Origin of the sequence: Streptomyces sp. HD, from assembly GCF_028369295.1 — a bacterium.
In the GTDB taxonomy this organism is placed as follows: domain Bacteria; phylum Actinomycetota; class Actinomycetes; order Streptomycetales; family Streptomycetaceae; genus Streptomyces.
Genome location: NZ_JAQMYP010000066.1, coordinates 33,425 through 47,399, shown reverse-complemented (window position 1 = coordinate 47,399; position 13,975 = coordinate 33,425). Strand labels below are relative to the sequence as shown.

The window sequence follows — 13,975 nt, the reverse complement described above, 5'->3', positions numbered from 1 at the left end:
CCCGGGCCGCCGCCGCGGCGCTGACCGGCCGCTGGCTGCTCGTCGTCCCGCAGGGACACCCCGACACCGACCTCACCACCTCCCTCACCAACGGTCTGGCCGGTCACGGAGCCGAGGTGACCACCATCGAGGTGGCCCCCGGCGTCGACCGGGAGCAGCTCACCGCTCTGGTCGGCACCGCCGTGAACGGTGCCGACGGTCCCCGCACGCCGGCCGGTGTCCTGTCCCTGCTGGCGCTGGACGAGTCGCCGTACGCTCCCGGCAGTCCGCTCGACAACGGACTCGCCCTCAGCGCGGCCCTGGTGCAGGCGCTCGGCGATGCCGGCGTGGCCGCTCCGCTGTGGATCGCCACCCGGGGCGCCGTGTCCACGGGGCGTGCCGACCGGCTGGCCGCACCCGGCCAGGCGCAGGCCTGGGGGCTCGGCCGGATCGCCGCTCTGGAGTACCCGCAGCGCTTCGGCGGACTGGTGGACCTGCCGCAGGAGCTGGACGACCGTGCCGTCGCCCGACTGGTGGCCGCCCTGTCCGGAGCCGTCGAAGAGGACCAGGTGGCCGTACGCGGTTCCGGGCTGTTCGCGCGGCGGCTGGTGCGGGCCGCGCTGGCGGAGCCCGCGCCCGCCGACTGGAAGCCGAGCGGCACGGTGCTGGTGACCGGCGGAACCGGGGGCGTGGGTGCCCAGGTGGCCCGCTGGCTGGCCCGCAACGGCGCGGCCCATCTGCTGCTGGCCGGACGCCGGGGCCCGGACACGCCCGGCGCGGCCGAACTGGAGGCGGAGCTGACCGAGTTGGGGGCCCGCGTCACACTGGCCGCGTGCGATGCCGCCGATCGTGACCAGCTGGCGGCGCTGCTGGCCGCCGTACCGGAGGACCAGCCGCTCACCGCGGTCGTGCACGCGGCCGGGGTGCTGGACGACGGTGTGCTGGACGCCCTCACCCCCGAGCGCGCCGAGACCGTGCTGCGGCCCAAGGTGGCCGCCGCCCTGCACCTGCACGAGCTGACCCGGGACCTGGAACTGGACGCGTTCGTCCTGTTCTCCTCGCTCGCCGGCACGCTCGGCGGCCCCGGCCAGGGCAGCTACGCCGCCGCCAACGCCTTCCTCGACGCACTCGCCCGGCAGCGGCACGCCGACGGGCTGCCCGCCACGTCGGTCGGCTGGGGCGCGTGGGGTGGCGGTGGCCTCGCGTCCGGGGAGACGGGCGAGCGGCTGGCCCGTTCCGGTATGCCCGCCATGGACCCGGAGTCAGCTCTGACGGCGCTTCAGCAGGCCGTGTCCGGCGAGGAGCCGGTGCTGGCCGTGGCCGACGTACGGTGGGAGACGTATGCGTTCGCCCACTCCGACGGGGCCGCCCGGGTGCTCGCCGACTTGCCCGAGGTGCGGGCCGCCCTGGCGGCGCGCACCACGCCCGCGTCAGACGGCGCCGGCGGCGACGGCAACCCGCTCACGGCACGGCTCGCGTCCCTGCCGTACGACGAGCAGCGGCGTGAACTCCTCGCTCTGGTGAGGAAGTTGGCCGCCGGGGCGCTCGGGTACTCCGGTGCCGAGGACGTCGACGAGGAGCGGGCGTTCCGCGACCTCGGCTTCGACTCGCTCACCGCGGTGGCCCTGCGCAACACCATCGCCGAGGCCACCGGGCTGCGGCTGCCGGTCACCCTGGTCTTCGACCACCCCACCGCCACCGCTCTCGCGGCCAAGCTGCACGAGGACCTGTTCGGCACGGCCGCCGACCCGGTGCCGGTGGCCTCCTCCCGGCCGGTCGCGGTGGACGACGACCCGGTGGTGATCGTGTCGATGGCCTGCCGCTACCCGGGCGGAGCGGACGGCCCGGACGAACTGTGGCGGCTGCTCGCGCAGGGCGGCGACGCGGTGTCGGTCTTCCCGGACGACCGTGGCTGGGACCTCAAGGGCACCTACGACCCCGACCCGGACCGTCCGGGCACCTTCTACGCCCGCGGCGGCGGATTCCTCTACGACGCGCACCACTTCGACCCCGAGTTCTTCGGTATGAGCCCGCGCGAGGCGCTGGCCGTCGACCCGCAGCAGCGGTTGCTCCTTGAGACGTCGTGGGAGGCGATCGAGCGGGCCGGCATCGACCCGGCCGTGCTGCGCGGCAGCCGCACCGGCGTGTTCGTCGGCTCCAACTACCACGACTACGGCTCCCGCGTGCAGCACGCACCGAAGGACTTCGAGGGCTACCTGGCCACCGGCAGCGCCGGCAGCGTGGCCTCCGGGCGGATCTCGTACACCTTCGGACTGGAGGGTCCGGCCGTCACGGTCGACACCGCCTGCTCCTCGTCCCTGGTGGCGCTGCACATGGCCGCCCAGGCGCTGCGCACCGGCGAGTGCACCATGGCGCTGGCGGGCGGGGTCACGGTGATCTCCGCGCTGGACACCTTCATCGAGTTCAGCAGGCAGCGGGCACTGTCCCCGGACGGCCGCTGCAAGGCCTTCTCCGACGACGCCGACGGCGCCGGCTGGGCCGAAGGCGTCGGCGTGGTGCTCCTGGAGCGGCTGTCCGACGCCCGCCGAGCCGGCCATCCCGTCCTGGCGGTGCTCGCCGGTTCCGCGGTCAACCAGGACGGCGCCAGCAACGGCCTCACCGCGCCGAGCGGACCCGCGCAGCAGCGGGTCATCCGGCAGGCGCTGGCCTCCGCCGGGCTCTCCCCGGCCGATGTGGACGCCGTCGAGGCGCACGGCACCGGTACCAAGCTGGGCGACCCCATCGAGGCGCAGGCACTGATGGCGACCTACGGGCAGGACCGGCCGGAGGACCGGCCGCTGCTGCTGGGCGCCCTGAAGTCCAACATCGGGCACACCCAGGCCGCCGCCGGTGTCGGCGGTGTGATCAAGATGGTGCTGGCGATGCGGCACGGGATGCTGCCGCGCACCCTGCACGCGGAGCGGCTGTCGACACAGATCGACTGGACCGAGGGTGCGGTGTCGCTGCTCACGGAGGCCGTCGAGTGGCCGGACAGCGGCCGCCCGCGCCGGGCCGGGGTGTCGGCGTTCGGCATCAGCGGCACCAACGCCCACGTGATCCTTGAACAGCCGCCCGCCGAGAACGCCGCGTCGCCGGAGGGGGCGCCCGTCCCTGTTCCCTCCGGCGACGTGGTCCCCTGGGTGCTCTCCGGGCGGAGTGCCGACGCCCTGCGCGCGCAGGCCGCCCGTCTGCTGGCCCATCTGGCGGACCCGGAGGGCCAGGGCGGTGCCGCGCCCGTCGACATCGCGCACTCACTCGCCCTCGGCCGCGCCGCGTTCGACCACCGGGCTGCCTTCGTCGGCCAGGACCGGGACGAACTCCTCACCGCCGTAAGGGCGTTGGCCGAGGAACGGGAGGCGCCCGGACTGGTACGCGGGGTGCGGCGCCGCAGCGGGCGCACCGCGTTCCTCTTCAGCGGCCAGGGCAGCCAGCGGCCGGGTATGGGCCGTGATCTGTACGCCGCGTACCCCGTGTTCGCCGACGCCCTCGACGCCGTCTGCGCCGAACTGGACCGCGAACTCGAACGGCCGCTGAAGGAGGTGCTGTTCGCCCCGGCCGGCACCCCGGACGCCGAGCTGCTGGACCGCACCGCCTACACACAGGCCGGGCTGTTCGCTCTGGAAGTGGCCCAGTTCCGGCTGCTGGAACACTGGGGGCTGCGCCCCGACGTCGTCGTCGGCCACTCCATCGGCGAGCTGGCCGCCGCGCATGTGGCCGGAGTGCTCGACCTCACCGACGCCTGCCGTCTCGTCGCCGCCCGTGGCCGGCTGATGCAGCAACTGCCGGACGGCGGCGCCATGCTGGCCGTACAGGCCGACGAGGCGCAGGTCACCGAGGCGCTGCGCACCTACGAGGACCGGGTGTCCGTCGCCGCCGTCAACGGCCCGGCGTCCGTGGTCGTCTCCGGTGACGAGGAGGCCGTGGCGGAACTGGCCGAGGCCTGGCGGGAGGCCGGGCTGCGCACCAAGCGGCTGACGGTGTCGCACGCCTTCCACTCACCGCGGATGGAGCCGATGCAGGCCGGCTTCGCGGCCGTCGCCCGCGAGATGACGTACGCCGCGCCGACCGTGCCCGTCGTCTGCGACCTCACCGGCGAACTCGCCGACTCCGGACAGCTGGAGGACGCCGACTACTGGGTGCGCCACGTGCGCGGCACGGTCCGGTACGCCGACGCCGTCGCCACGCTGGAGCGGCAGGGCGTGACCGCGTACCTCGAACTGGGCCCGGACGGTGTGCTCGCCGCCATGACCCGCGACTGCCTCGCCGACCCGCAGGCCGCCGTGGTCACCCCGCTGCTGCGCCGTGACCGGCCCGAACAGACCGCGGTCACCACCGCCCTTGCCACCCTGCACGTCCACGGCACGAGCCCCGACTGGGCCGGGTACTTCGCCGGTCGTCCGGTGCGCCGGGCCGAACTGCCGACGTACGCCTTCCAGCGCGCCCGCTACTGGCTCGACGCCGACCCGGGCGCGCCGGACCTCGCCGCGGCCGGGCTCGCCGCCGGGGAGCATCCGCTGCTCGCCGCCGGCACGGCGCTCGCGGGCGGCGACGGCTATCTGCTCACCGGACGGCTGTCGCTCGACAGCCACCCCTGGCTCGCCGACCACGCGGTCTCCGGCACCGCGATCCTGCCCGGCACCGCCTTCCTGGAACTGGCCCTGCTGGCCGCCGACCGGGTCGGCTGCGCCGCCGTCGACGAACTCACCCTGGAGGCGCCGCTCGTGCTGCCCGAACAGGGTGCCGTCCACCTCCAGGTCACCGTCGGCGAGCCCGACGAGCAGGGAGCGCGCGGGGTGACCGTGCACTCCCGCCCGGACGACGCGGCCGACGACGAGCCCTGGACCCGCCACGCCGTCGGGCAGCTCACCCGCACGCCCGATCCGGACGGCGGCGCCCCGCTCGACGTGTGGCCGCCGCAGGGCGCCGAGGAGGTCGCCATTGACGGGCTCTACGACCGCTTCGCCACGGGCGGCTTCGCCTACGGCCCCGCCTTCCAGGGCCTGACCGCCGCCTGGAAGCTGGGCGAGGACGTGTACGCGGAGGTCCGACTGCCCGCCGAGGCCGGCGACGCCGCCCGCTACGGGCTGCACCCGGCCCTGCTGGACGCCGCCCTGCAGACCGTCGGGCTGACGGCCGCGGCCGGCACCGCGGTGATGCCGTTCAGCTGGGCCGGCGTACGGCTGCACGCCCCCGGAGCCGACGAGCTGCGGGTGCGTCTCGCCCCGGCCGGACCCGACACGGTCGCGCTCAGCGTCACCGATCCGGCGGGAACCCCCGTCGCGACGGTGACCGGGCTGACCCTGCGCCCGCTGCCCGCCGGACAGCTCGCGGACGCCCGGACCGCCGCCCGCCATCTGCACGAACTGGAGTGGGTGACCCCGGCCGCGGCACCCGCCCGGCCCGCCTCCGCGGGCTGGGCCGTCCTGGACGGCGACGGCGACCCCGCCCTCGCGAACGCCCTCACGGCCGCCGGGCTCGCGGCCGTCCACCACCCCGGCCTGGACGACCTCGCCCGCGCCGTCACCGCGGGGGACATACCGGTGCCCGGCACGGTGCTCGCCGCTGTACCCGGCCTCGGCGACGATGCCGGACAGCCGGTGAGCACCGACCTGGCCGCCGCCGTGTGCCGCGCGACCGGGCGGGTCCTGCGGCTGCTGCAGGGCTGGCTCGCCGACGACACCTTCAACGCCACCCGGCTGGTCCTGGTCACCCGGCATGCCGTGACCGTGCACGACGGCGACCGGGCGCCCGACCCGGTGGCCGCGGCCGTCTGGGGCCTGGTGCGCACGGCACAGAGCGAGAACCCGGGGCGGTTCGTACTCCTCGACTGGGACGGCGCCCAGGAGTCGTACCGCGCGCTGCCCGCGGCGGCCGTTCAGGAAGAGCCGCAAGTCGCCCTGCGCAAGGGCGATTCGCGGATGCCGAGGCTGGTCCGTGTGCCGGTGACGCAGACGGCGGACGGCGACACCGGTACGCTGCTCGACCCGGACGGCACCGTCCTGGTCACCGGCGCCACCGGCGCGCTCGGCGGCCTGATCGCCCGGCACCTGGCGGACCGGCACGGTGCCCGGCACCTGCTGCTCGTCGGCCGTCGTGGCCCGGACGCGCCCGGCGCCCGGGAACTCGTCGACGACCTGACCGCGCTCGGTGCCCGCGCGGAACTGGTCGCCTGCGACACCTCCGACCGGGAGGCGCTGGCCGCCCTGCTCGCCAGGGTCCCCGCCGAGCACCCGCTGACCGCGGTGGTGCACACCGCGGGCGTCCTCGACGACGGCGTCATCGGCTCCCTGACCCAGGAACGCCTCGACACGGTGCTCGCCGCCAAGGTCGACACCGCGCTGCATCTGCACGAACTGACCCGGGACAGCGAACTGCGCGCCTTCGTGCTGTACTCCTCGCTGGCCGGCATCTTCGGCGGCTCGGGGCAGGGCAACTACGCGGCGGCCAACGCCTTCCTCGACGCCTTCGCCCGACGGCGGCGGGCCGAGGGGCTGCCCGCCCAGTCGCTGGCGTGGGGCCTGTGGGAGCAGCGGTCGGCGATGACCGGCAAGCTGGATGAGGCCGACCTGCTGCGGATGGCGCGCGGCGGAGTCGTCCCGATGCCGTCCGAGCAGGCCCTCGACCTGTTCGACGCCGCCGTCGCCGCCGACCGGGCGGTGCTGGTCCCGGCCCGCTTCGACACCGCCGGGCTGCGGACGCCCGACGGGGAGGTCCCGGCCCTGCTGCGGTCCCTCGTCAAGCCCGCCCCCGGCCGCCGTACGGCCACCGCCAAGGCCGAGGGCACCGCACCCGCCGAGCGGCTGCGCCGCCGGCTCGCGGAGCTGGACGCCGAGGCACGGCTCGCGGTGCTGGTGGACGTCGTCCGCGACCAGGCGGCGGCCGTACTCGGCTACGCGGACTCCGACGCCGTGGATGCCGAACGGGGCTTCCTGGAGATGGGATTCGACTCGCTGACCGCCGTCGAACTGCGCAACCGGCTGGGTACGGCCACCGGACTCAGGCTGCCCGCCACCCTGCTGTTCGACTACCCGACCCCCATCGGGCTGGCCCGCCATCTGCGGGAGGAGACCTCCCCGGGGGCCGCGGCGACCGTACAGCCGATGCTGGCCGAACTCGAACGGCTGGAGGGCGCGTTGGCAGAGATCGCCGGGGACGAGGCGGTCCGCACCGCACTGGCCGACCGGCTGCGCGGGCTGCTGTCCACGCTGGAGGTGGCCGGACCCGCCGGGGTCGGACTCACCTCGGCCGACGGCGGCAGCGGTGACCATGACGGCGCCACGTCGGTGGCGGTCGAGGAGCGGATCGACGCAGCCGACGACGACGACCTCTTCGACTTCATCGACCAGCAGTTCGGGTCGGCGTGACGGCACGTCGGCGCATCCTTGGCAAGAGCCGGAAGAGAGCGAGACCGTGACAGATCGGGTGTTGAACGTCGGGGTGGTCGGCTGTGCCGCCATCGCCCAGCGCACCACCATTCCGGCGCTGGTCGCCGACCCGTCGGTGCGGCTGGTCGCGGTGGCCAGCCGCAGCGGCGACAAGGCCGAGGCCGTCGCGCGGCGCTTCGGCTGCGAGGCGGTCACCGGCTACGCCGCCCTGCTCGCGAGGGACGACATCGACGCCGTGTACGTGCCGCTGCCGCCCGCCCTGCACGCCGAGTGGGTCGCGCGGGCACTGACGGAGGGCAAGCACGTCCTGGCCGAGAAGCCGTTCGCCGTCGACCGGGCCGAGGCGGCCGAGCTGGTCGCCGCGGCCCGCGCCGCCGGCCTGCTGCTGATGGAGAACTTCGCGTTCCTCCACCACGGCCAGCACGACGCCGTACGCGCCCTGATCGAGCAGGGCGCGATCGGCGAAGTGCGGCACCTCACCGCGGAGTTCGGATTTCCGCCACTGCCCCCGGGCGACATCCGCCATGACCCGGCGCTGGGCGGCGGCGCCCTGCTCGACGCCGGGGTGTACACCCTGCGCGCCGCCTCCCTGTACCTGGGGCCGCAGGTGAGCGTGCGGGGGGCGGTGCTGCGTGCCGATCCCGGCACGGGCGTCGACGTCGCGGGGGCGGCGCTGGTGGCCGATCCGGCCGGGCGGACCGGGCAGCTGACCTTCGGCTTCGACCGGTCCTACCGCTGTGCGTGCACCATCTGGGGCAGCGAGGGCAGCATCGCCCTCGACCGGGCGTTCACCGCCCCGCCGACCATGCGGCCCGTGCTGCGCCTGCAGCGCCAGGACCACTTCGAGGAACGGACGCTGCCCGCAGGGCACCAATTCGCCTCACTGGTCTCCCTGTTCGCCCGCACGGCCTTGGACGGCGGCGATCTGAAGGGGCCGGGGAAGGACATCCTGCGGCAGGCGGAGCTGGTCGACGCGGTGCGCGACGCGGCCGGGGGCGGGTACTCCCCGGGGGAGTAACGGGGGAACGGGGGGGGCGGTGCGTACGGGTTTCAGCCGGTGTGCTCGTACGGGCCGTCTCTGCCTTCCCTCCCGGCGCCGGCCTCGACCAGGGTCAACTCGGCGGCCTGGGGCATCCGGCCGTCGACGAGGTCACGGAGCTGGGAGCGGGCCGTGACGCCCAGTTTGGGGAAGCTCCGGTACAGGTGCGAGCCGACCGTACGGGGGGAGAGCTGGAGCCGCTCGCCGATCTCACGGTTGGTCAGTCCCCGGGCCGCGAGGCGGACGATCTCCTGCTGCTGGGGAGTGAGCGCGGGCAGGCTGTCGGATGCGCCGGGGCTCTGCCGGATCCCGGCCGCCCGCAGTTCGGCCAGCGCACGGCTGCTCCACGGCTCGGCGCCGAGGCGACCGAAGGTCTCCAGGGCGGCGGCCAGCAACGGCCGTGCCTGACTGGACCGCAGCCGTCGGCGCAGCCACTCGCCGTAGTCGAGTTGCGTGTGGGCGTGGGCGAACGGCCGGTCCTCGGCATACGGCTCGTCAAGTGCGGCACGGAAGTACTGTTCTGCCTCATCGGCGTCCGCCAGGAGCGCCTTGGCGCGGAACAGCAGCGCCCGGTGCCGTGACGAGGAGTTCGTCAGGCGGTCGGCGAGCCGGTCCACGACGGCACGAGCGGCGTCCTGCCGTCCGGTGCGGGCGGCGGCGGCCGCGAGGTCGGCGAGGCCGTACCGGGAGACGTGGTAGTGGACTTCGTCGCCGTCGGTGGTGAACATCAGGCGGAACTGGTCGAAAGCGGCCTCGTGGTCGCCTTCCGCGGCGGCCGCCGTGCCCATGGCCCAGCGGGCCCGGACGGCCACGAACCGGTTCTCCTGCGCGGCGGCGAGATCCAGTGCCTCCCTGGCCGACGCGCGGGCCGCGGCCGGGTCGCCCTGCAGCGCGAGCACACAGGCGTGGAGGGCCCGGGGCGCCGCCGCTGTGAAGGGCGGATCGCTCAGGGCCGCCGCGCGGGTCGAGGCGGCGGCCACCGCTAGGGCCGTCGACCAGCGGCCGTGCTCCAGACAGACCCATCCCTCGACGCAGCGCAGCCCGTCGGGCAGCGGAGCCGGGGTGAGAGCGGGCCCGCTCATCCTCTCGAAGAGATGGACGGCCACCGTGGTCTCGTCGAGCAACCAGGCGATGGTGGCCGCAGCCGCCAGCAGCCCCGGGCCGGCCGGTTCGAAGGCCGCCAGCCGGCGGAGCACCGCGAGCAGTCCGGCCCGGTCCGCGGACGGATCCGTCGCGGCGCGGATCCACAGGCATGCGAGTTCTTGTTCCTGACGCCGACCGGGGCTCGCGGCGATCAGCGAGAAGACGCGCCGTATCTCGTCCCGTCTCCCGGCGTCCCCGCTGTAGTAGCAGACCAGCGCCGCCGCGGCGAGAGCCTCCAGGGCCTGTGCGGGGTGGTGCGGTGCGAGGGTCTCCGCGACGCGCAGCAGCAGGGTGTACGCGGCGTTGCGGCGGGGGGTGAGGGCGAGGGCCTGGCCCTTGTGCAGCCTGACGAGAGCGAGTTGGACGGGGTCGTCGGTGAGCGCCTCGACCTGGGCGGTCAGGTCCTCCGCCCAGGTCGCCTGGCCGGTCAGTGCGGCCATCGCCGCGGCGCGGGTGAATCTGCGGACGCGGTCCGGCTCGTCCGGGCTGAGTTCGGCTGCTCGCTGGAACGCCACAGCCGCGGCCGCGAAACCGCTCCGCTTCCCGGTCTGTTCGGCGGCGCGTTCCATCTCCCGCGCCACGGCCTCGTCGGGCCCGGTGCCGGCCGCTGCCAGATGCCAGGCCCGCCGGCCCGGGACGTCCCGCAGGGCGGCGGCCCATCGGCGGTGTGCTTCGTGGCGCTCCGCGGGAGGCGCGGCGTGATAGACGGCGGAGCGGATCAGAGGGTGGCGGAACCGGACGTCACCGCCGCGCAGACGGATGAGTTCCGCCTGCTCGGCCGGCCGCCAGACCTCCGGCGCGATGCCTTCCACGGTGCCCGTGCCGGTCGCGGCCAGCAGCAGGGCGCGTTTCGTCGCTCCGGGCAGGGCATCGAGCCGGCTGGTGAAGCCCTGCTCCAGCCGGTCGGTCAGCGGCAGCGGCTCCACCGGCCAGAGCCCGGGGCCGGATTCCAGCTTGGCGAATTCGATCAGTGCCAGTGGGTTTCCCGCCGCCTCGTCCAGGACGCGCGCACGCAGCGGTCCGACGGGAGGGCCCGGTTGTGCGTCGAGGAGCCGGCCCGCGGCGGACGCTTCCAACGGGCCCAGTTCCAGGACCGGATGGCTCCGTGCGAACGCGGGGAGCGGTGCGCCGCTGCGGACCGCGCCGAGCAGCCTGATCTGCTCGCCGTCCAGCCTTCTGCTGACGAAGGCGAGCACGTCCAGGGAGTCCTGGTCCAGCCACTGGGCGTCGTCCATGACGATGAGCACCGGGTGCCGCCGCGCGGTGTGCGACAGCAGGGTCAACACCGCGATGCGCAGGATCAACTGGTCGGACTCGGCCGATCCGGCAGCGATGCCGAACGCGCCCAGAAGCGCGTCCCGCTGCCGGTCCGGGAGGCTCTCCGCCTGCGCCAGTACGGGCCTCAGCAGCTGGTGGAGTCCCGCGAAGGCCAGCCCGCGTTCGCTCTCGCTGCCTTCCGCCCGCAGGACCCGTACCCCGGTGTCGCGGAGCCCGTCGACCTCGCTGTCGATGAGGGCGCTCTTGCCGATGCCCGGCTCACCGGTCACGACCAGGACCTGCCCGCTGTCGCCCGGAGAGCTGACGAACCCTCGCACCCGGGCGGCCTCGGAGCTCCGGCCCACGAGTGTGCCGCCCCATGACGTCCCCATGGTCAACAACGCCTCCTTGGTTCTGGCTCCGTGCGCGGCGTGTGACATCGACGGACGATATCCCGGCCCTGCCGCGCGCCTTCGTCCCTCGTCACGGGGCTCTAAGGAATTCCCTGGAAAGTCCGCCGCGTCGCCCGCCACCGCCCTTCCGACGACACGGCGAGCAAGGCGGACGGTGACCGCAGCGACTGCATCCGGCGCAGTGCAGTCACGTGACGGATTCGCCCGGCGGCTCCGCACTCGACAATGCGATGTGAGCCGACTGCCGCGGCCGGAGAACCGGCGCGCGAGGAAGAGGGCTCTTCGCCTCACCGGCCGCGGCGTTTTCGCCCGCGCGGCGCCGGACGTGGCGAGCGCGAGGCGAGCGCGGCCATCGAGCGGGGCGACCCGAGACAGAGGGCATCCAGGCGCCGCCGGACCCCGCCAACGCGCGGTCCACCTCGGTGAATTCGTTGATCCGGGCCCGTCCTGCGGTCCTGGGTGGCTGTCGGGTTGGGAAGGAGTCGGAGGCCATGGAACGAGCGGCAGTCGTCACGGGACTCGGGGGCTGGGTGCCCCCCACGGTCGTCACCAACGACCAACTCGCGAAAGCCCTCGACACCAGCGACGAGTGGATCCGCAGCCGTACCGGCATCCGCGAGCGACGCTGGGTCTCTCCGGGCCGGTCCACGGGCGATCTGGCCGTCGAGGCCGGGCGGCGGGCGCTGTCGTCAGCCGGTACGGAGGCCGTGGACGCGGTGGTCCTCGCCACCAGCTCCCCGGACCGGCACTGCCCCGCGACCGCGCCCGAGGTGGCCGGCCGACTGGGACTCGGACCTGTCGCCGCGTTCGACGTGGCCGCGGTGTGCACGGGCTTCGTGTACGGCCTCGCGACCGGCGCCGGCATGGTCGCGCTCGGGGCCGCCGACCGCGTGCTCGTCATCGGCGCGGACGCGTTCTCCACCATCCTCGCCCCGGACGACCGCACGACCCGGGTGATCTTCGGCGACGGCGGCGGTGCGGTGGTGTTGCGCGCCGGGTCGCCGGCCGAGCCCGGAGCGCTCATGGGGCTGAACCTCGGCAGTGACGGGAGCCTCAGCGATCTGATCGAGGTGCCGGCGGGCGGGTCCCGGCAGCGGTCCACGGGACTGCCCGCCAAGACCGAGGACACCTACTTCACGATGCAGGGGCAGGCCGTCTACGCGCAGGCCGTGCGGCGGATGACGGAGTCGGTACGGGAGACCGCGGCGCGCACCGGATGGTGCCTGGAGGAGATCGACTCCTTCGTGCTGCACCAGGCCAACGCCCGGATCCTGACCGCGGTCGCCCGCCGGCTCGCGCTGCCGCCGCAGCGGTTCCTCTCCAACATCGGTACGCGGGGCAACACCGTCGCCGCCTCGATCCCCCTCGCCCTGGCCGACGGTGTCGCCTCCGGCGAGCTGCGGCCCGGACACAAGGTGGTGCTGGCCGGCTTCGGCGGCGGCCTCACCTGGGGGTCGCTGGCCCTGGTGTGGCCCCGTCTCGGACCGCACCGGAACTGATCAACGCCCCGAACCCCCCACCACGTCAAGGAGGCCCCGTGGACGCGGAGTCGATCATCGCGCACCTACTGACACCCGAGGGACGGGCCGATCCCTATCCGCTGTACGCCCGCGCCCATGAACTGGGGCCCGTGATGCCGGCCGGCGACGGCATGGTGCTGGTCTGCGGCTACGAAGCCTGTCGACAGGCCCTGCGCCACCCGGGTCTGGGCGCCGACCTCGCCATGATGACCTGGGGTGCCGACATCGATGAGCATCCCTCGCTGGCCCTGCTGAGCCGGTCCCTCTTGGTGGCCAACCCGCCGCACCACGGGCGGCTGCGGTCGTCGATGTCCCAAGTGTTCACCGCCCGCCGGGTGGCCGCCCTGGAAGCGGAGATCGTGCGCACCACCGACGCCCTGCTCGACGGCCTCGCGGAGGGCGGCTCCGCCCCGGTGGAGTTCATGGACGCCTTCGCCTTCTCCCTGCCGGTCCAGATCATCTGCGAACTGTTCGGGGTGCCGACCGCGGACCGTCACCGCTTCCGCGGTTTCGCCGCCGATCTGTCGGCCATTCTGGAACTGTTGGCCGACCCCTCCGGTCTCGACGCCGCCGACCGGGCGGCGGTGGAGGTCGGTCACTACTTCACCGCGCTCGCCGAGGCACGCCGGACCGATCCGCGCGACGACCTGGTGACCGCCCTCGTACGGGAACCGGACCAGGAGACGCGGCTGGACGACGACGAACTCGTCGCCAACCTCACCACCGTGCTGCTGGCCGGCTTCGAGACCACCACCTACCTCCTCGGCAACGGCCTGCACCTGCTCTGCGAGCACCCCGACGTGATGGCCGGTCTGCGGGCCGGGACCGTCCCGCTGCAGGGCTTCGTCGACGAGGTGCTGCGCTACGACTCACCGGTGCAGCTCAGCCACCGGGTCGTGCTGGCGGACGGCGTCTCGATCGGGGGCCTGCCGGTTCCGGCGGGGAGCCATGTGGTGGTGCTGCTGGGCGCCGCCAACCGCGATCCGGCCCGCTACGACGACCCCGATCGCTTCGATCCCCACCGTCAGGACATCCAGCCGCTCAGCTTCGGCGGCGGCGCGCACTACTGCCTCGGTGCCCTGCTGGCCCGGCTGGAGGCCACCACCGCCTTCGGCAGGCTGCTGTGCCGCTTCCCCGCTCTCGGCCCCGCTCCCGGAGCCGCACCGACCCGCCGAGACCGGCTCTTCCTGCGCGGCCACAAGACCCTGCCGATCGTCCTGTCCTGAGGGTGAACGGCCG

The 13,975-nt window shown here is 74.4% G+C and carries 4 protein-coding genes and 1 pseudogene; 4 read left to right on the top strand and 1 reads right to left on the bottom strand.

The annotated features are described in order from the left end of the window. Positions 1 to 116 precede the first annotated feature (116 nt). Positions 117 to 7,343: pseudogene (locus POF73_RS40535) on the top strand (type I polyketide synthase); the annotation flags it as partial. Positions 7,344 to 7,389: 46 nt separating this feature from the next. After that, the gene (locus POF73_RS40530) at positions 7,390 to 8,382 is read left to right on the top strand and encodes a Gfo/Idh/MocA family protein (RefSeq protein WP_272124414.1); all 993 of its coding nucleotides are present in this window, start codon (positions 7,390 to 7,392) and stop codon (positions 8,380 to 8,382) included. Between the two features lie 32 nt (positions 8,383 to 8,414). Here the strand turns inward: POF73_RS40530 and POF73_RS40525 are convergent, their stop codons facing one another. Beyond that, positions 8,415 to 11,195 carry a helix-turn-helix transcriptional regulator gene (locus tag POF73_RS40525; protein WP_272124413.1) on the bottom strand — a complete coding sequence of 927 codons (2,781 nt, stop codon included), beginning with the start codon at positions 11,193 to 11,195 and terminating at the stop codon, positions 8,415 to 8,417. A gap of 512 nt (positions 11,196 to 11,707) precedes the next feature. Here POF73_RS40525 and POF73_RS40520 point away from each other — a divergent pair. Both POF73_RS40520 and POF73_RS40515 read left to right on the top strand, forming a co-directional pair. After that, positions 11,708 to 12,715, top strand: coding sequence for a beta-ketoacyl-ACP synthase III (locus POF73_RS40520; RefSeq protein WP_272124412.1), 1,008 nt, complete (start codon positions 11,708 to 11,710; stop codon positions 12,713 to 12,715). 38 nt (positions 12,716 to 12,753) lie between these two features. Beyond that, on the top strand, positions 12,754 to 13,962 hold the full coding sequence (locus tag POF73_RS40515) for a cytochrome P450 (RefSeq protein WP_272124411.1): 1,209 nt from the start codon (positions 12,754 to 12,756) through the stop codon (positions 13,960 to 13,962). Positions 13,963 to 13,975: the final 13 nt, after the last annotated feature.